This window comes from Caballeronia sp. SL1002 (assembly GCF_057814995.1).
In genome coordinates this window covers 645,799-664,322 of record NZ_JBYMUW010000005.1, presented here as the reverse complement: position 1 = coordinate 664,322, position 18,524 = coordinate 645,799, and the positions used below count along the sequence as shown (strand labels likewise).

17 protein-coding genes are annotated in these 18,524 nt (G+C 64.5%); 11 read left to right on the top strand and 6 right to left on the bottom strand.

Annotation, left to right across the window (positions count from 1 at the left end; all coding sequences use genetic code 11):
- Window positions 1-24: 24 nt before the first annotated feature.
- Window positions 25-3,039, top strand: coding sequence for an FAD-binding and (Fe-S)-binding domain-containing protein (locus tag AC3D25_RS27415; RefSeq protein WP_488892165.1), 3,015 nt, complete (start codon window positions 25-27; stop codon window positions 3,037-3,039).
- A 30-nt stretch (window positions 3,040-3,069) separates the two neighbouring features.
- A complete protein-coding gene (locus tag AC3D25_RS27410) occupies window positions 3,070-4,209 on the top strand; it encodes a DSD1 family PLP-dependent enzyme (protein WP_488891627.1) in 1,140 nt (379 codons plus the stop codon).
- 8 nt (window positions 4,210-4,217) lie between these two features.
- On the opposite strand, the gene AC3D25_RS27405 is transcribed toward AC3D25_RS27410, so the two are convergent.
- Window positions 4,218-5,285: a T6SS phospholipase effector Tle1-like catalytic domain-containing protein gene (locus tag AC3D25_RS27405; protein ID WP_488891626.1), complete on the bottom strand. Its 1,068-nt coding sequence runs from the start codon at window positions 5,283-5,285 to the stop codon at window positions 4,218-4,220.
- Window positions 5,286-5,475: 190 nt separating this feature from the next.
- Here AC3D25_RS27405 and AC3D25_RS27400 point away from each other — a divergent pair, with 190 nt between their 5' ends.
- Window positions 5,476-6,897, top strand: coding sequence for an MFS transporter (locus AC3D25_RS27400; RefSeq protein ID WP_488891625.1), 1,422 nt, complete (start codon window positions 5,476-5,478; stop codon window positions 6,895-6,897).
- Window positions 6,898-7,388: 491 nt separating this feature from the next.
- Here AC3D25_RS27400 and AC3D25_RS27395 read toward each other — a convergent pair whose 3' ends face one another.
- Complete coding sequence (locus AC3D25_RS27395; RefSeq protein WP_488891624.1) at window positions 7,389-8,525, bottom strand: porin; 1,137 nt, start codon at window positions 8,523-8,525, stop codon at window positions 7,389-7,391.
- A 423-nt stretch (window positions 8,526-8,948) separates the two neighbouring features.
- Between AC3D25_RS27395 and AC3D25_RS27390 the strand changes: the two genes are divergently transcribed.
- Entirely contained in the window at window positions 8,949-9,275 is a 327-nt protein-coding gene (locus AC3D25_RS27390) for an NIPSNAP family protein (RefSeq protein WP_488891623.1), read from the top strand.
- Here the strand turns inward: AC3D25_RS27390 and AC3D25_RS27385 are convergent.
- A complete protein-coding gene (locus AC3D25_RS27385) occupies window positions 9,272-10,963 on the bottom strand; it encodes a M14 family metallopeptidase (RefSeq protein WP_488891622.1) in 1,692 nt (563 codons plus the stop codon). The two genes, AC3D25_RS27390 and AC3D25_RS27385, sit on opposite strands and share 4 nt — an antisense overlap.
- A 72-nt stretch (window positions 10,964-11,035) precedes the next feature.
- Complete coding sequence (locus AC3D25_RS27380; RefSeq protein ID WP_488891621.1) at window positions 11,036-11,368, bottom strand: TFIIB-type zinc ribbon-containing protein; 333 nt, start codon at window positions 11,366-11,368, stop codon at window positions 11,036-11,038.
- A 125-nt stretch (window positions 11,369-11,493) separates the two neighbouring features.
- Here AC3D25_RS27380 and nhaR point away from each other — a divergent pair, with 125 nt between their 5' ends.
- The 6 genes from nhaR (at window position 11,494) to AC3D25_RS27350 (ending at window position 16,006) form a co-directional block, all read left to right on the top strand.
- Entirely contained in the window at window positions 11,494-12,387 is an 894-nt protein-coding gene (gene nhaR, locus AC3D25_RS27375) for a transcriptional activator NhaR (RefSeq protein ID WP_488891620.1), read from the top strand.
- 273 nt (window positions 12,388-12,660) lie between these two features.
- Window positions 12,661-14,058, top strand: a complete 1,398-nt coding sequence (locus AC3D25_RS27370) for a sigma-54 dependent transcriptional regulator (RefSeq protein ID WP_488891619.1) — start codon at window positions 12,661-12,663, stop codon at window positions 14,056-14,058.
- A complete protein-coding gene (locus AC3D25_RS27365) occupies window positions 14,055-14,339 on the top strand; it encodes a hypothetical protein (protein WP_488886939.1) in 285 nt (94 codons plus the stop codon). The genes AC3D25_RS27370 and AC3D25_RS27365 overlap by 4 nt, the downstream gene beginning before the upstream one ends.
- A 70-nt stretch (window positions 14,340-14,409) precedes the next feature.
- Entirely contained in the window at window positions 14,410-14,616 is a 207-nt protein-coding gene (locus tag AC3D25_RS27360) for a hypothetical protein (RefSeq protein WP_488891618.1), read from the top strand.
- Window positions 14,617-14,766: 150 nt separating this feature from the next.
- Entirely contained in the window at window positions 14,767-15,474 is a 708-nt protein-coding gene (locus AC3D25_RS27355) for a YceH family protein (RefSeq protein WP_488891617.1), read from the top strand.
- A gap of 166 nt (window positions 15,475-15,640) precedes the next feature.
- Window positions 15,641-16,006: a hypothetical protein gene (locus tag AC3D25_RS27350; protein WP_488891616.1), complete on the top strand. Its 366-nt coding sequence runs from the start codon at window positions 15,641-15,643 to the stop codon at window positions 16,004-16,006.
- A gap of 15 nt (window positions 16,007-16,021) precedes the next feature.
- On the opposite strand, the gene AC3D25_RS27345 is transcribed toward AC3D25_RS27350, so the two are convergent.
- Together AC3D25_RS27345 and AC3D25_RS27340 are read right to left on the bottom strand one after the other, a co-directional pair.
- The gene (locus AC3D25_RS27345; RefSeq protein WP_488891615.1) at window positions 16,022-16,480 is read right to left on the bottom strand and encodes a hypothetical protein; all 459 of its coding nucleotides are present in this window, start codon (window positions 16,478-16,480) and stop codon (window positions 16,022-16,024) included.
- Window positions 16,480-17,373, bottom strand: coding sequence for a DUF4148 domain-containing protein (locus tag AC3D25_RS27340; protein WP_488891614.1), 894 nt, complete (start codon window positions 17,371-17,373; stop codon window positions 16,480-16,482). The genes AC3D25_RS27345 and AC3D25_RS27340 overlap by 1 nt, the downstream gene beginning before the upstream one ends.
- Before the next feature lie 360 nt (window positions 17,374-17,733).
- On the opposite strand from AC3D25_RS27340, the gene AC3D25_RS27335 reads away from it, so the two are divergent.
- Window positions 17,734-18,519 carry a hypothetical protein gene (locus AC3D25_RS27335; protein ID WP_488891613.1) on the top strand — a complete coding sequence of 262 codons (786 nt, stop codon included), beginning with the start codon at window positions 17,734-17,736 and terminating at the stop codon, window positions 18,517-18,519.
- Window positions 18,520-18,524: the final 5 nt, after the last annotated feature.

Sequence of the window (18,524 nt, the reverse complement as noted above, 5' to 3'; positions counted from 1 at the left end):
ACCGGATAGAGCGCCATGACCGACATGCTGAATCCTAGCGCTGGCTTACTCGTCAAGCCGATCCACCTCGTGCCCGGCGCGGCGCGCGGCCTCTCGCCGCTCGCCGCGCGCCTGAAGCGCGCGCTGCGCGGCGACGTGCTGTTCGATACCGCGAGCCGTGGCCGCTATGCCACCGACGCGTCGATCTACCAGATCACGCCGCTCGGCGTGGTCGTCCCGCGCGATCAGGCGGACCTCCGCGCCGCGCTCGAACTGGCGCGCGCCGAACGCGTGCCGGTGCTCGCGCGCGGCGCGGGCACGAGCCAGTGCGGCCAGACGGTGGGCGAGGCGCTGGTGATCGATACGAGTAAATGGCTCAACAATATCGTTCACTTCGACGCCGACGCGCGCACGGTGACGGTCGAGCCGGGCGTCGTGCTCGATCATCTGAACGCGTGGCTCAAGCCGCACGGGCTGTGGTTTCCGGTGGATGTATCGACGGGCGCGCAGTGCACGATCGGCGGCATGGCGGGCAACAATTCGTGCGGCTCGCGCTCTATCCAGTACGGCAACATGGTGCATAACGTGCACGCCATCGACGCCGTGCTCGCCGACGGCGCCGACGCGCATTTCGCCTCGCTGCGCGAGCCGCCGCAAGGCGCGCGGATGCAAGAAATCCTCGACGGATTGCGGCGCATCGCCACCGCCGAGCGCGCCGAGATCGCCGAGCGCGTGCCGAAAGTGCTGCGCCGCGTGGCGGGCTACAACATCGATCTGTTCGATTGCCAGAATCCGCTCGCCTATACCGACGACGGCCACGCGAATCTCGCGCATATCCTGGTCGGATCGGAGGGCACGCTCGCGTTCAGCCGCCAGATCACGCTGAAACTCGCGCCGCTGCCCGCGCACAAGACGCTCGGCGTCGTCAATTTCCCGAGTTTCTATCAGGCGATGAACCTGACGCAGCATCTCGTCAAGCTCGGACCGAGCGCGGTCGAACTGGTCGATCGAACGATGATCGAACTCGCGATGAGCAATCCGGCGTTTCGTCCGGTGATTTCGCGCGCGCTGGTCGGGCGGCCCGAAGCCATTTTGCTGGTCGAGTTCGCGGGCGAATCGCAAGACGAGCAGACGACGAATCTCGACCGGCTGGTCGAATTGATGGACGACCTCGGCCTGCCCGGATCGGTCGTGCGGATGCCGGGCGCGGCCGAGCAGAAAGCGCTCTGGGACGTGCGCAAGGCGGGTCTGAACATCATGATGAGCATGAAGGGCGACGGCAAGCCGGTGTCGTTTATCGAAGATTGCGCGGTTCCGCTCGAACATCTCGCGGAATATACGAGCCGGCTGACCGAGGTGTTCCATCGACACGGCACGGAAGGCACGTGGTACGCGCACGCGAGCGTCGGCACGCTGCATGTGCGGCCGATCCTCGATATGCGGCGCGACGGCGCGGCGAAAATGCGCGCGATCGCCGAAGAAGCGGCGGCGCTCGTGCGCGAATACAAGGGCGCGTTTTCCGGCGAACACGGCGACGGCCTGTGCCGTGGCGAGTGGGTCGCGTGGCAGTACGGGCCGCGCATCCATCAGGCGTTCGTCGAGATCAAGCAGCTTTTCGATCCCGGGAACCGTTTCAATCCGGACAAGATCGTGCGTCCGCCGAAAATGGACGACACGCGCAACTTCCGCTTCGCGCCCGGTTATCGCGAGAAATCGATCCAGCCGGTGCTCGACTGGTCGGCGTGGAACGTCTTGCGCGATCCGTTGAGCGGCGAGGAAACCGATCCCGGCAGCGGCGGCGATCTGAGCGGCGGACTCGCGAAGGCCGTCGAAATGTGCAACAACAACGGCCATTGCCGCAAATTCGATGCGGGCACGATGTGTCCGAGTTATCGCGTGACGAAGGACGAACAGCATCTGACGCGTGGCCGCGCAAATACATTGCGGCTCGCCATTTCGGGGCAACTCGGCGGCGACGGGCTGGCGAGCGTCGAGGTGAAGGAAACGCTCGACCTGTGCGTTTCCTGCAAGGGCTGCAAGCGCGATTGCCCGACCGGCGTGGACATGGCGAAGTTCAAGATCGAGGCGCGCGCCGCGTGGGCCGCGCGCCACGGCGTCGCGTGGCGCGAGAAACTCGTCGCGTTCATGCCGCGCTATGCGCCGTATGCGAGCCGCGCGGCGGGATTGATCGCGTTCGCCGAGCGCGTGCCGATGGTGTCGGCGTTCGTGAAACGGCGTCTCGGCCTCGCGCCCGAACGATCGCTGCCGAAGTTCCAGCGCTCGTTTCTGTCGAACGCGCGGCGTTCCGGCGCTTCAAGCGTTACTCAAAAAGAAGTGCTGCTGTTCGTCGATACCTTCAACGACAACATCGAGCCGGAAAACGCCCGCGCGGCCCAGCGCGTGCTCGAAGCGGCGGGTTACACCGTGCATTTCGGCCTGCGCGCGGGCGAGCGGCCGGTGTGCTGCGGGCGCACGTTCCTGGCGGCGGGCATGGTCGATGAAGCGAAGCGCGAGGCGCGCCGCCTGCTCGATACGTTCGCGCCGTATGTCGCGCGCGGCGTGCCGGTGGTCGGGCTGGAGCCGTCGTGTCTGCTGTCCCTGCGCGACGAATTTCTCCAGTATGGTTACGGCGACGAAGCGCGCCGTCTCGCCAGTCTCGCGTTCCTGTTCGAGGAGTTTCTGGTCCGCGAGAAAGCCGCCGGCACGCTGGAACTGCCGCTGAAAGCGATCGGCACGCCGCGCGCGTGGGTGCACGGGCATTGTCACCAGAAGGCGTTCGACGCGTTCCGGCCGGTGACGACCGTGCTCGGCTGGATTCCGCAACTGGATGTGCAGCCGATCGAATCGTCGTGTTGCGGCATGGCGGGGAGTTTCGGCTACGAGGCGGAGCATGTCGAGGCGTCGAAGGCGATGGCGGAGCTCGCGTTGCTGCCCGCCGTGCGCCGTGCCGCGCCGGGGGAAATCGTGGTCGCGGACGGCACGAGTTGCCGCCATCAGATCTACGACGGCGCGGGCGTCGAGGCTTTGCATGTCGCGCGCGTGCTGGCGATGGCGCTTTAAAATCCTGGCGTTCACCACGGAGAGAATCTTTTGACGCTTCACGTTCCCGCCGCCGCGCAGCCCGGCGGTCCACTCGACGCGGTCGGCACGCCTTCGCTGCTGATCGACCTCGATGCGTTCGAATCCAATCTGCAACAGATGGCCGCGTTCGCCGCGTCGAATCGCGTTGCGTTGCGCCCGCACGCGAAGGCGCACAAGTCGAGCCGGATCGCCTTGTTGCAACGTGCGGCGGGCGCGGCGGGCGTGTGCTGCCAGAAACTGAGCGAGGCGTATCCGTTCGCGGCGGCGGGGATCGAGAGTATCCATATCAGTAACGAATTCGTTGGCGCGGACAAGCTCGCGATGGCCGTCGAACTCGCGGCGCATGTGCGTCTGAGCGTGTGCGTGGATGCCGTGTCGCAGGTCGAAGCGCTCGGCGCGGCGGCGGAGCGGGCGGGCGTCATGATCGATGTGCTGCCCGAAGTGGATGTCGGGCAGCGGCGTTGCGGCGTGACGAACGCGGATGCGCTGCTCGCGCTGACCGATGCGATCCACGCGGCCGGATCGCTGCGATTTAACGGATTGCAGGCGTATCACGGCGGCGCGCAGCACATTGCGGACTACGGCCAACGACGCGAAGCCGCGCTGCTCGCCGCCGACGCCGCCGCCCGCTATGTCACAGCGCTTGCGGCGCGCGGGCAAACGTGCGCCGTGGTGACGGGCGGCGGCACCGGCACCATGGAATTCGATGCGGCGAGCGGCGTCTATACCGAATTGCAACCCGGCTCGTACCTTTTCATGGACGGCCACTACGGCGAGAACGAATGGCCGGGCGCGCTGCATCCGCGACACAGCCTTTTCATTGCATCGACCATCATGAGCGCCACGCGGCCGGGCGCGGCGGTTTGCGATGTGGGGCTGAAAGGACTCGCCGTGGATTCCGGCTTGCCGCGCTCGGTGCGTCGCTCAGGCGACGCGTTTCAAGCGTTTCACTACGAAGCCGCAAACGACGAGCACGGCGTCCTGCGCGTTCCGTCACACGAAACGCCCGATAAGCTGCTGGGCGAGCGGATTCTGATCGTGCCGGGCCATTGCGACCCGACCGCGAACCTCTACGACGAATACATCTGTTTCCGGGGCGAGCGCGTCGAAGCCGTCTGGCCGATCGACGCGCGCGGCCTTTCCCGCTGACTCGGGGTTCAGGCGCCCGGCGGCAACGCCATCAACTGGTCCCGCAGCACGGGAAACTCCGCCAGGAAGTCGCCCGCTTTCAGCCGCGCGAGCAGGCTCGGATCGACGGTCTGATTGAGCGCGTGCGTGCTGGTGGGATCGGCGATACGGGCCTGGCGGTGACACACCTGCCGGAGAAGCAGGTTGTCCTTGACGAACTGTTCGTAGGAATCGATCGGCTGGGCGTGGAATGCGGCCGCCGACACGTCGATCGCGCCGCTCGTCTTGAGCCCGTGCTTCACGGCCATGTCGAGCAGCCACGCGGCGGGAATGCTCGGCAGCAGATCCTCCGGATTGAGCGGCGGCGACGTATAACCGCCGCCCACGTTCGCGTGCGCGCCCATGAACCAGCGCTGTTCCACCGGCATCGACGGATCGCGTGTCGGTGTGTCGTCCGGCGCTTCGGTCCAGAGCGTCGGCGCGTACAGCGAGCGGAATTCGTTGGCGGCGATGGCGTGATACGCGGCCCGCGTCGTGTTGCCGAGCGTAGTGTCGTGGAATTTATAGTGGCCGGCGAAACCCGGAATCGTGACGCCGCCGAGCGGAATACCCAGTTCGCCGACCGTATCCCACACGCCGACGAACTCGATGTCCGTTTCGACCGAATGCGTCGCGCGGAAATCGGCGGTTTTAGGATCGGTCGCGGGCGTGTCGTCGCGATAGATCGCGTAGGCAGCGTCGACTTCGGCGTCGCTCGAATCTCTCAGAATGCCGCATTTGCGCACGAGTCCCGCGAGGCTGCGCGCGGAATACGCGCCGCGGCTGAAACCGACGACATAGATTTTCGCGCCCGGCTCGAAGTTCTGGCAGAGCCATGTGTAGCCGAGCTTGATGTTTTCGCTCAGGCCGTCGCCGAACGCGCCGCCGAGCAGTTTATCCGCCATGCCGAAGAGGCCCCGCACGGGCGCGGCGCCCACGCCGATGATGTACTTCACCTTCTGGTCGGCATCCTGCAAGGAGAGGTTGGACAGGGTGAAGGCGTTGGTCTTGTCGTCCGGCGCGTTCCAGGTGCCGTCGAAAAAGAGCGCGAGATTCATGGTGGTGTGTCTCCGTTGGATTGGCCGCCGGCCGGCCGACTGTCCCAAAAGAACGAAACACGACCGTGGAAAATGAATACTCAAAGCGGCGCTTTGATGCAAACGGTTAATCCTGCAATACCCAAGAGCCGGCCCATCCCGATATCATTCGCCTTCCACCAAGCTTCGCGACGCCGCGTTCCCCCGACTCATGGACAAGTCTTCGACCAACCCGATCCGCTATCTTCCGTACCTCGTCGCGGCGACGTTCTTCATGGAATATCTCGACACCACGGTCCTCGCGACCGCGCTGCCGCAAATGGCACGCTCGTTCGGCGTTGGCCCGAACGACCTGAGCCTCGGGATGACCGCGTACATGCTCGCGCTCGCCGTGTTCATCCCGATCAGCGGCTGGATCGCGGACCGCTTCGGCCCGAAGACGGTGTTCGGCAGCGCGATCGTGGTGTTCACCGTGGCCTCGGTGCTGTGCGGGATGTCGAATGGACTGCTCGAATTCACGGCGGCGCGGGTGTTGCAGGGGATCGGCGGGGCGATGATGGTGCCGGTCGGGCGCTTGATCGTCGTGCGCAATACCGACAAGCGCGAGCTCATCAAGGCGATCTCCACCATTACGTGGCCGGCGATCGCCGCGCCGGTCGTCGGTCCGCCGATCGGCGGTTTCATCACGACCTACGCATCCTGGCGCTGGATTTTCCTGCTCAACGTGCCGTTCGGCATCGCCGCACTGATCGCGACGATGCTGATGGTGCGCAACGTGCGCGAGACCGAGCACAAGCCGCTGGATAAGGTCGGCTTCCTGTTGAGCGGCGCGACGCTCACGTTCGTTCTGTACGGCACGGAACTCGCGAGTCAGCAATCGTCGAGTCTCGCGATGGCGGCGGGTTTCGTCGGCGCGGGCCTGGTCCTTGGCGTGATCGCGGTGCGGCACGCGGCGGGGCAGACGCATCCGCTGCTCGACTACACCACGCTGCGCGTGCCGACTTTTTCCGTGACGGTCATCACCGGATCGGTGACGCGGATCGGGATCGGCGCGGTGCCTTATCTGATGCCGCTGCTGTTTCAGATCGGTTTCGGCTTGTCGGCGTTTCGCTCGGGCCTGTTGCTGCTCGCGAGCGCGCTCGGCAATCTCGGCATGAAGGCGCTGACCACGCGCGTGCTGACACGCTACGGGTTTCGGACGACCGCGATTATCGACGTCACGTTCGCGGGCGTGTTTATCGTGCTGTGCGGCGTCCTCACACCGGACACGCCGCTCGCGCTCATTTTGCTGGTCGTGTTCCTCTACGGCGTCACGCGCTCGATGCAGTTCTCGACGCTCGCCACGCTCGCCTACGCCGACATTCCGCCCGCGCAGATGAGCAGCGCGAACACGCTCTGGAACGCGGCTGCGCAAATGACGATCGGACTCGGCATCGCGTTCGGCGCGCTGTCGTTGCGGATAGGCGCATCGATCCGCGGCGAGGGCGTCGATACGGCGCACTTCACGCTCGGCGATTTCCGTTGGGCGTTTCTGTTTGCGGGCGTGGTGACGCTGGCGTCAGTGATCGGCTATGTGCGGCTGTCGCCGTCGGCGGGGCGCAATCTGGGCGGCGCGCGGCGGGCGGCGAGCTGAGTGGCGAGTTGAGTGGCGAGTTGAGTGGCGATAAACCTATGAGAAACCGGCATTTCCGGTTTCTTGTGCGGTGCACTAAGCTTTGATTCGAGGGCGGCGGTTTGTTTGCGCCGGCCCGGTCAAACTGCCACGCCGGAGGCCTGACATGTTCGCGAACCGCCGCCATTCCGTCCGACAAAGTCCCGCTCGACCGCGCTGGTCCGAACGCTTGCGCCGATGGTTCGGCGCGCGGCCTGCGGCCCGCATGCCGCCGCGAGCGCCACACGACCCCGCGCATCTTGAGCGGCTCGCCGTGTGCGCGTGCAGCGGATATTTTCATTCGGGGTTCGTTTCGGATCCGTTTGTGTTTACGGCGGAGATTCCGTTGGAGGGCGAGCGGACGCGCGGCCGGTGAACGCGCCCCCCAAAAACAAAAAACCCGGTGACAGCCTCTCGCGCCATCACCGGGTCAAACTCCCGACTACCTCTACCGCTACTCCCGGAAAACCCGCTTAGAACCGATGACGCAGGCCGATCGTCGCCGCCACCTGGCTATTCGTCGACGATGCGCTCAAGCCGTTGATCGCCGCCGTGATCGACGAGCCGTCGGTATCGCTGACGTGCTGGAACACGCCTTGCAAATACACGTCGGTACGCTTCGACAGCGCGTAGGCCGTCTGCACGGTCACCTGATTCCACTTCGGATTCACACCATCGACGTGACCGTCGGTGTACGTGTAAGCACCCGACAGCGACCACGCCGGCGTGAAGTTGTAGCGGCCGTTCAGTTCGTAGTTGCTGAAGCGCGCGCTGCCGTCGGTGAGCGTCAAGCCCGCCGTCGTACCCGATGCCGACGCGCCGATGCCCGTCCCGCCGTCGAGGTGCGTCTGCGTGAACACGAAGCCCGCTTGCGCCGCGCCGAACGCGTAGCTCACGCCCGCGCCGAAGGTGCGCTGGCGGCTCGCCGCGAAGGTGGCGTCGTCGCTGACCGCGCCGCTCGCGTTGAGCGTCGCGCCCGCGTTGTTCAACTGCATGTAGCCGGCGGCGAAGTTCAACGGACCGAAGTTATACGATGCGCCGAAGCTGTACGCGCGGTTCGTCGCGAAGCCGCCCGATGCGTTCGAGAATCCGTACAGGCCGCCGAACTTCACGCCGCCGTAGTTCACGCTCTGGTACTTGACCGAGTTGCTGACGCGAAACGAGTTGTCGAGGTTGTCGTTATCGAACGGGTGCGCCGCCTGCGTGCCACCGAACTGCTGGCCGGTCAGCGCGAGCGGGCCGAGGTAGTCCACCACGGAATCGTACTGGCGGCCGAGCGTCACTGCGCCCGCGCGGTCGCTCGACAGGCCGAGGTAGGCCTGACGGCCGAATTCGCGGCTGCCCTGACCGAGCTTGCCGGTGTCGATATTGAAGCCGTTTTCGAGGACGAACACCGCCTTCAGGCCGGCTCCGAGGTCCTCGGCGCCGCGCAGGCCCCAGCGGCTGCCGTTGACGGAACCGCTCGTCGCCTGGACGTTGTGGCTGCCGCCCTGGTTGCTCGTGTAGGTCAGACCTGCGTCGATCAGGCCGTAGAGCGTCACGCTGCTTTGTGCGTGGGCCGCGCCCGCGACGGTGCCGAGCACACCGAGGGCCAAGAGGGATTTCTTCATTGTGATTCTCCGAATTTACAGTTGGGCCACGAAGCGCGCGGCATGCGCGGCGCATCGCGTTCCGCGCGGCGAGTCGACGTTCGCCGCGCAGAGGCCGCATTAAACCGCGCTGCGGGGCGTGCGCAGTGGGGTTCTGACAACGGCCGGGCTTACCGCGAGTTGCGGGGCGTCGCAGATGTAACGGGGCGCGGGCGCGCGTGCACGGGCCTCGGTTGCCCGCCGGCTGGCGGATCGTGGCGTGTCAGGCGGGCGGTTCGCGGCGCGCGCGGCGTAATCGAAAAAACGGCGGGTCACAACGCGTAATCTCTTGAAAGGGCGGCGTTGGCTCTGCGGCAGTGGATCGAAACCGGTAGCATGCGGTTGGACTATCAATCGGCGGCATGCCGCTTTCATCGATTCAATCCAACTCAGACAAGGACTCGAATGATCGTCGAACTTCGCACTTATCATTGCGCGCCGGGCCGTCTGCCCGCGCTCAACGACCGCTTCAACAACATCACGCTGGGCTTCTTCGAGAAGTACGGCATCGAGCAGATCGGTTTCTGGACGACGCTCATCGGCCCGAGCAACCACTCGCTGACCTATATGCTGAAATGGGACAGCCTCGCCGATCGCGAGACCAAGTGGAACGCCTTCCAGTCCGATCCGGACTGGGTCGCGAAGCGCGCCGCGACCGAGGCCGAGCGGCCTATCGTCGAGCGGATCGAAAGCCAGTTCCTCACGCCGACGGCGTATTCGGCGCTGCGTTAAAAGCGAAGCGCGCCCGACCAGTAAAGATTTGCGGCGATCAGCACGGCGCGCATCTGCGTGGTGTGCGCGAGGCGGAAAGCGTCGTCGTAAAGCGTCTGGTCGGGATATTCGGTGACGAGCGTGAACGGCACGTTCGAGCGGTGATCTTCGGCGACCATGCACGGAATGCCGTTCAGCACGGCAAACGGCAGAGCGCCCGCGTGCTGCTCCCAGGTCCGCAACTGCGCGGCATTGAACGCGGCGAGTTCCGCCGATTCGGCGAGGCGCGCCGTCAACCGTTCGAGGAACGGCAGGCCGTCGAGCCCGGCGTGATGCCGCAGGATCAGGAAAAAACCTTTGGGAAGGGTCCAGTGCTCGAAGCCGCGCGGAATGTAGCCGGAGAGCGGCCGCGTCCATTCATGCGCCGGATAGCCGTGCATGCTGATGTGCAAGCCCGCCCCGGTCCGCGCGATAGCATCGAGGCGCGCAGCCTTCTCGCCGAACGGCGGCGACATGCGCGCCTCCAGATCGTCGCCGAGCGCGGTGTAGCGCGCCGCGTGCAGCATGTGACGCGGATTGTCCTGTCGCAATCGGCGATGCAACGCGTAGCCGTCCGGATTCTCCACGCCGATCACGGCGAAGTTCGCATCGGCGCGCGCCTTGAGCGCGTGCGCCGCCCGCAACGCACCGACGATCCCCGACGTTTCATTGGCATGCTGTCCCGCCGTGACGACGAGCCCGGGCAACGTGCCTTCGATATGCGTACCGGCCACTTCGCGGCCCTCGCGGCTGCGGCACGCGAACGGCGTGCCGCTCAACGCGTGCAACGCCCGGGCGACCCGCGCGAGCGTCGGCGGACGCGGCGTGGCGGCGAGTTCGATGTCGGCTTCGGGTTCTTCGTTTACGGACGCGTAATGGCTCAAGCTCACGCGCACGGTCGTATCGCCGTCGCGCGCGCGGATAACCGGCACGATCTGGCCCGGTTGCAGCGTGCGATCGCCGGGCGGCATATCCGCGCGATGCTGGAAAAATTCGAGGATCGAAAAGTACAGTTCCTCGTGAAGCGCCTCGCGCGTGCTGATGCATTCGTCGAAATACGGCAGACGCCGCTCGATGCCGCCCGTGCCGATCGCCACCGTCAACCGCTCGAAATACGGCGTCTCGCGCGGCCACGGATGCGCCGCGATACAGCGCATCGCCGCTGCGAACGCGGCCTCGAATTCGGTGACGAGCGGCGCGTCCTCGACAAGCGTGTCGCCTTGCCAGACCCGCAGCCAGCCGGACGCTGACGGACGCGCCGGATCGCCGGTAACGGGCACGAACACGCGATGCGTCGCGCCACGCATCGTCACGACGTAATGCGCGGGTTCGTCGCCCGGTTCGAACGCGAGCCGCGTGGACGGGTCCAGCAAAGCGCCAAGCGGATAAGCTTCGAGCCGATACCGGCGAGCATCGCCCAAAGGCGTCTTGACGACGATATCCGCGAGTCCTTCGAGCGCGGTTTCTTCCAGCATGAAATGCAGCAGCGGCTTGTAGGCGCTCCGAAAATGCGCCTCGATACCCACCGCCGCGAGCCGCTGACGCGCCGCCTCGCGCGCGGCGGCATCTTCGAAAAGCCACGCCTCGATACGCGTCGCGTTTTCGTGGGTGAAACGCTCGACGATACGGTCCAGCGCGCGGGGAATCGTGATGTCGAGCAGGGTAGTCATGGGGCGATGGCGGATTGGATGATGCTCATCTTAAATCAGCCGCCGTGCTTGAACTCGGCCTCGCCCTCGGCCTCAGCCGAAATCGAAAATCTCGCCGAGCAGCGACTTTTTCTTTTTATACGGTTGACGCCGCTCGCGATCCCCATAAGCGTTGCCGCGCTCGCCGTTCCAGTGATCGCGCCGTTGCGGATCGTGTCGAGGTTCGCGCAGCAGCGCGGCCTGCGCCTGCTGCGGCCGCGCGGGCATATCGGACTGACTCGCGGACGGTCCCATCGCGCGGTCGATCAGCTTGTCGAGTTCACCGCGGTCGAGCCACACACCCCGGCACGTCCCGCAATAATCGATCTCGATTCCATGACGGTCGGACATCGCGAGATCGGGCGTTTTGCAAACCGGGCATTTCATCGCTGCCTCCTGAATCCGTTTAGCGAGACTTCAATTTATCGAAATTCGGTTTCATATAAAATTCGTATTTTCGCGTTAAAAGATTCGAGAAAGCCGAACGATTTAATTCAGATCGGGGACCGTCAGTGAACTTCAAACACCTTCATTATTTCTGGGTCGCCGCGCACGCGGGTGGCCTCGCGCGCGCCGGTGCGCAATTGCATATCACGCCGCAGACGCTGAGCGGCCAGATCAAGCTGCTCGAAGAATCGCTGGACAAGAAACTGTTCAAGAAGAGCGGGCGTTCGCTCGAACTGACCGACGCGGGCCGCGTGGCGCTCGACTACGCCGACGAAATCTTCTCGCTCGGCGCGGAACTCGAAAGCGCCGTGCGGCGCGACAAGGAGGCGGCGCAGACCGTTCTGCGCGTGGGGATCGCGGATTCGGTGCCGAAAGCGGTTGCATACCGGCTGCTCGATCCCGCGCTCAACGGACCGGATTCGCTGCGGCTCATCTGTCACGAAGGCAAGCTGCACGCGCTGCTCGGACAACTCGCGGTGCATCGGCTCGATTTGATCATCGCCGATGCGCCGATTCCGCCGGATGTGAACGTGAAGGCGTTCAACCACCCGCTCGGCCGCTCCACATTGAGCTGCTTCGCCACCAAACCGCTTGCCGCGTCGTGCGCGAAAGGGTTTCCCGAGTCGCTCGGCGGCGTGCCGATGCTGTTGCCCGGCACCGACTCCGCCGCGCGCCGCAAACTCGATCACTGGCTGAAGTCGCGCAGTATCGCGCCGCGGATCGTCGGCGAATTCGACGACGGCGCGCTCACCATTGCGTTCGGCCGGGAAGGGCGCGGCGTGCTGTTCGCGCCCACGGTGCTCGCCGCGCAGTTGAAGCGCGAACACGGGCTGATCGCGATCGGGCGGATCGACACGATCGTGGAGGAATTTTTCGCGATTTCAATCGAACGGCGAATCAGCCATCCGGGCGTCGTCTCCATGATGAGCGCGGCGAGAGGGAAACTTTTCGGTGCGTGAAACGGGTGACTGTCTGGAAAGACGCGGTCAGGAATGAAGCCGCGTCGAAGTCAAGCGGAACGATCTAAACCTGTTGTTTAGTCGAGAATACGCAAAACTTACTTGGCCTGATAACAAAGCGCTGAATGCGCGGCAATTAATCCTACAAAGATTTAAATCAAATGAAGAATCCGATCTAAAAAATTAGTGTGCCGCTAAACGTTTGCGTTTTTGCGCTTAATGTCGGTAAACCCGCATACTGAACTCGAATAATAAAACGACGAGAGAAAAGCCATGCCGGGGAATATCAGAACACTTTACTTCGTAGGCCGCGAAATGCCCGCTCCATTGCGGGAACAATTACTCGAACGCGGCTGGACGATTGAATCAGTAACGCCGGGCAAGCGGCTCAAAAGCCCGCGATCCGACATCCAGGCCTGCGCGGGACTGGTCGATTTCGCCGCCTGCCTGGACGAACTCGATCACCCGGATTTACAGCAGCTATTTTCGTCGACGCGAATTGGCTGGGTCGGGCTCGCCATGCCGGATCTGGTTTCGGAGCCGGCGGTCAGGCGCGTGCTGCGCAATTACTGCTCGGATTATGTGACCTTGCCGGCATCGAACGATCGTATTGCCGATTCAGTCGGTCACGCGTACGGCATGGTCGCGTTGAACGATCCGGCCGGCGCAGGCGAAGTCCGCGCCGAGGGCGCAATTGCCGAGGGCGAAATGATCGGCTCGTGCGACGCGATGCTCGCGCTGTTCCGCTCTATTCGCAAAGTGGCGATGACGGACGCGCCCGTGTTTATCTCCGGCGAATCGGGTACGGGTAAAGAACTGACGGCCGTGGCGATCCACGAGCGTTCGGTGCGCCGCGAGCAGCCGTTCGTCGCGATCAATTGCGGCGCGATTCCCGCGCATCTTTTGCAATCCGAGTTGTTCGGCTACGAACGCGGCGCATTTACGGGCGCGAATCAGCGCAAGATCGGCCGGGTGGAAGCGGCGAACGGCGGCACGCTGTTCCTCGATGAAATCGGCGATCTGCCGCTCGAAAGCCAGGCGAGCCTGCTGCGCTTTTTGCAGGAACGCAAGGTCGAGCGTCTCGGCGGACACGGTTCCACGCCGGTGGATGTGCGCATTATTTCCGCGACGCACGTCGATATGCAGACTGCGATGATCGAAGGGCGCTTTCGTGCCGACCTGTATCACCGTCTGTGCGTGCTGCAAATCGACGAACCGCCGCTGCGCGCACGCGGCAAGGACATCGAGCTGCTCGCGAAGCACATGCTCGATCGATTCAAGAAGGACGCGAGCCGCCGTTTGCGCGGTTTTGCGCCGGACGCGATCGCCGCGATCCATAACTACGGTTGGCCCGGCAACGTGCGCGAACTGATCAATCGCGTGCGTCGGGCCATCGTGATGTCCGAAAGCCGGCAGATCACCGCACGCGATCTCGAACTCGGCGAATACGTGGAAGTCGCGCCGGTTTCGCTGGCGCAGGCCCGCGAAGCAGCCGAACGTCAGGCGATCGAACTGGCGCTCCTGCGTCATCGCGGCCGCCTCGGCGATGCCGCGCAGGAACTCGGCATCTCGCGCGTGACGCTGTATCGCTTGCTGACCGCGCTCGATTTGCGCAACGCAACGAACGACGTTCAGGGCAGTGCGCCGGTGTGCGCGCGGCCCGCTGCGTGAGTTTTCCGGAACGCGACGATCAACAGGCTTTTGCGAGCCGGGACCAACGGGCCGTTTTCGTGTGCTCCGCGCGGGCGGTCATCGCGCAGCTCGTGCACATCCGCGCGGACTGTCTCGCGGGCGAGCCGTGCCGGATCGACACGGGCGAATACCGTTGCAGCGATGCCGATGGCATCGACCGGTTAAAGCGCGACATTCGCGCCGGACGCGTGATGCGCTTCAGCATCGACGAACGGCGCTGGGGCGCGCGCAGCATCGTGGTCAATCAATATGCCCGGTGACTGACGGCGGTTGTCCATCGCCCATCGCGCATTACCCGCGGCTCGCGCCACCAGAAGAATAGAGAACGAGATGAATCTCGAATACCGAGGTCAGGCCGTGACCATTCGTCTTTTTCCATCCGCGAGCGGCGAATGGCATTGGGCGTTCTGGATGAGCGGCGTCGACTATTACGAAGACAGCGACCAGCCGTTCGGCACGGGCCGCGCCGCGCTGGCTTCTGCGCGCGAGGCGGCCGTGCGCCATCTCGACGCGCTGGACGTGCGCGAGGCGAGCTGACCGGCTGACCGGTTGACGGCTCGCCGTCACGGCAAGCTAGCTTGTATGACGCCGCGCGCGCAGCGGATATCATAGGGCGCGAAGCAGCAGCGGCTCTGTCGGCCGCGCTCCGCCGGGCCTTATTCCAATCATCCGCATCCAGCCTTTTCCATGAATTCCACCCTTACCGATTCTCCCCGCCCGGCCATTCGCGCCCTGACGCCGCTCGAAGGGCGCGTGCTGGCGGTGCTGCTGGAAAAGCAGCACACCGTGCCGGATACTTATCCGCTTTCGCTCAATTCGCTGACCTCCGGATGCAACCAGAAAACCGCGCGGATGCCGGTGATGAACGTGACCGAGGCGGACGTGGTTGCGGCTATCGACGGGCTTAAGCGGCTGAGTCTCGTGTTCGAGGGCAGCAGCAGCCGCGTGCCGCGTTTCGAGCACAACCTGAATCGCGTATTCGGCGTGCCGAGCCAGTCCGCGGCACTGCTTGCGACGCTGCTTTTGCGCGGCCCGCAGACGCCCGCCGAATTGCGCCTGAACGCGGCGCGTCTGCACGGTTTCGCCGATGTGTCGTCGGTCGAGGCTTTCCTGAACGAACTCGCCGCGAACGATCCGCCGCGCGTGGTCAGGTTGGCGCGCGCGCCGGGCGCGCGCGAAAGCCGCTGGATGCATCTGCTGTGCGGCGAAATCGCGTCCGACGAAGTGCCGGCGGGCGAGGGCACAGTCGACGATTCCGTTTCCTATACCGAACTCGAAGCGCTCAAGAACGAGCAAAAGCAGATGGCCGCCGACCTTGCGCGGCTGCAGGCGCTGGTCGAGCATCTGGCGGGCGAACTCGGCATTTCCATCGATCGGTTCAAAGCGGGCGATTAGTACCGACCGGCTCAAGCCTGGTCTGATCAATACGGGTTTCTACGGCTCGCCGCGCGCGCAGTGTGGCGCATCAGACAAACTCCGCCGTCGGCACTCACGGACGATACTTTCCCGGCGCGGAGCGTGATATCGTTTTCACACCGCAATCATCTTCGTGAGCACGGCCATGAACGATGTCCGTCACCCTCTAAGTCCTCGCGACCGCGTGGAACTGCTTTGCTGGCTGACCTGTGGAAGCCTCGGGGCGTTCTACCTGAACGGTTCGTGGCCGCCGGCTTCTTTCCACGTTCAGGCCGCGCACAAATGGCTCGAACGGCATCATCGGCTGGCCGACTGGCTCGCGGTGGCGAAACTCGCCGCTGTCGCCCGCGACGTGGCGCAGACGCGCGTGGCCCTCGTCGATGCCGACTGGGCGCGCGATGCGGTGGAGGAGTTTCTCGATAGCGAAGACCTCAACTACCAGTCCGAACTGGTTCTTCGGCTGTACGAAGATTGCACGCGCGCGCTCGCGGACAAGCGGCGCGCGGATTGAGGTTGCGTCAATACGCTACCGGCTTCCCAGATCCGCGCACGACGTCATTGCCAATGGCCCGACGACGGTTCCGGGCGGGAACGGAAGTGTCCAGTGCGTGCCGGAACTCATCAGCGCGCCTTGCGTAGTGCCGTTGAGCACCAGCAGATACAACTTGCCGCTCGGCTGAGCCTGCCAGTACGCCTCATAGTCGTTGCCGGCGCGGGTGATCTTGAGCACGCCAAAAATCTGCTTGCCCTGTGTGTCGAAGAGGGCGACGTTGGCGCGATCGACCAACGGAAACGCGCCTGGCTGAAAATGCGTGGCGTGGCCTTCGGTGACTTGCGCCCCGGCGCCCTTGAGCGTCGCGCAGTCGGTGGCCGCCTCCGCGCGGAAGGAATGTGCGGCTAGCGCGATCGATAGGGAAATGATCCATCCGGCGCGCTTGCCGAAGCGTCTCTTGCGAGACGCGACGGTTTCAAATCGCCCGCTCATCAATAGATCGTCGTGCTCGGCGCGCCGCCCGGCCCATACGGATTCGGGCCGCCGAAACGCGGCAGGGAGCCGTTCGTCCGCGCACGGTCGAGTTCCGTGCGGACCTGTTCGCGTGTCTTCGCGGTTTTACCGGAATCCAGCGCGATCGCGGGCGGCGGCGCGGCCTGTGCGATCGGCTGCACGATTGGCTGCACGGCAACCGGAAGCGCTTCGGGCTTCGCGGGCGGTGCCTCCTGGGCGACCGGAACGGCTTGCTCGTGAGCGGCGGGAACGGAATCGGCGGTGGGCTTTTCCATCGCCACATGATCGACCGGCGTGGCTTGTACCTTGGCGACGCTCTGACTGCGCGCCGGGCGCGTCACGCTGACCGTGCGCTCGCGATACTTCACGGAATCGCCGCGAACGCGCCGCGCCATTCCAGCGGGTTGGGCCACGGGACGCACCGGCTGTTCCGCCGTCCGGTCGCGTGCGCGTTCAACGGGCGCTGCAAGCTGCGCCGTATTGCCCGACGCACCTTCGCGCGCCTGAAGATCGCGCTTGAGACTCAGCGTCTGTTCATCGTCCTGATGCAGCGTGCTGACCGCGTTCAGCAAGACCTTGGCGGAAGCGAGATCGTTACGTTGCAGACTGTCTTTGACTGCCTGGATCACCGGTCCGGAAACCGTACTCGATCCGCTTTGCGGCACCACCGCGCCTTGCTTCAACGATGCAGGCGGCACCGCGTTCGGCGCTGTCGTATCGCTTGGGCGGGCGGTATCGGCGGAGTCGTAGCGGCCGGAGAAACTCTGGTCTTCCGAAAACTTGCCCTTGTGCGGAAGCATCACATAGGCGGCGATGGTAAGCGTCCCCGTCAAAACGAAAACGGAGGAAACACGCATGGCGTTATTCATCATGACGTCTGTCCCTAAAAATCCCGCGCTCGGCCTCCGGCGCGGCAATATCTGTCCCACCCGCCGGACGCTCGCGGCGGTGGGACATTACAGAATGACCTCGGCGAAACACGCGCCTCAGGACGTACTGGCACACAGTGATTACGTGCTTATCCGGCGAGCGGATGCGCCAATTCTTAGCGAAATTCCGCCATCCCGGCGTGGATGATCGGGTAGCGAACGCGGGCTTTTGGAGAAAGCGACTGCGCGGATCGCGGCGACCTGCATTGGATTCGCGTTTCCGCGTTCATACCGCGAAACCGTCCTGTAGGATCGGGCTTTAAACCTGCGCTTAAATCCGCGCTCGAACCCTCCTATCCGCCGATGCTCGCGCTCAAGCTCACACTCGTTCCGTTCTTCATTCTGGTCGTTTCGATGTCGGGCAAATGGTGGGGCGCGGCGGTCGCAGGATGGCTGGCCGGGCTGCCGGTCGTCGCCGGGCCGATCCTGTTCCTGCTGGTTTTGTCGCACGGACCGGCCTTCGGCGCGCACGCGGCGATCCTGTCGTTGTCCGCTGTGTTGGCATCGGAGTCGTTCAACTTTGCCTATGCGTGGACGTGCCGGATCAGATCATGGCGTGTCTCGCTCGCCGCCGGGCTGGCCGCGTGGTTCGTCGCGGCTTTGGCGCTTTCCTTCATGCCCGTCTCGCCGGATTGGGCGATCGCGGTGGCTGCCGTTGCCGTCGGACTCGGCCAGCGCTTTCTGCCTCGCAGTTTTCACTCGGCTAGGAATTTACCGCTGACCCGGATCGACCTCGCCGTCCGCATGGCCGCTGGCGTCGTGCTCACGATCGCAGTCACGGCATTGGCGACGATCGTGGGCGCTCAGTGGAGCGGCATTCTCACGGTTTTTCCGCTGCTCGGCAGCGTGCTGTCGGTGTCGTCGCATCGCGCGCACGGCCCCGATTTCGTTATCGCGTTGCTCAGAGGCATGGTTCTGGGGCGATTTTCGTTCGCCGCGTTCTGCCTTTGTCTCACGTTCACGCTCGGGACGCAGACCGTGGCCGTCGCCTTTATCTCGGCGTCGATCGTCGCGATGGCCGTTCAGTGGGCGACGAGAACGCTCGCGCGAGTTCAGCGGGTCTCATCCGTGACCGCATCGAGCGAGTGACAAAT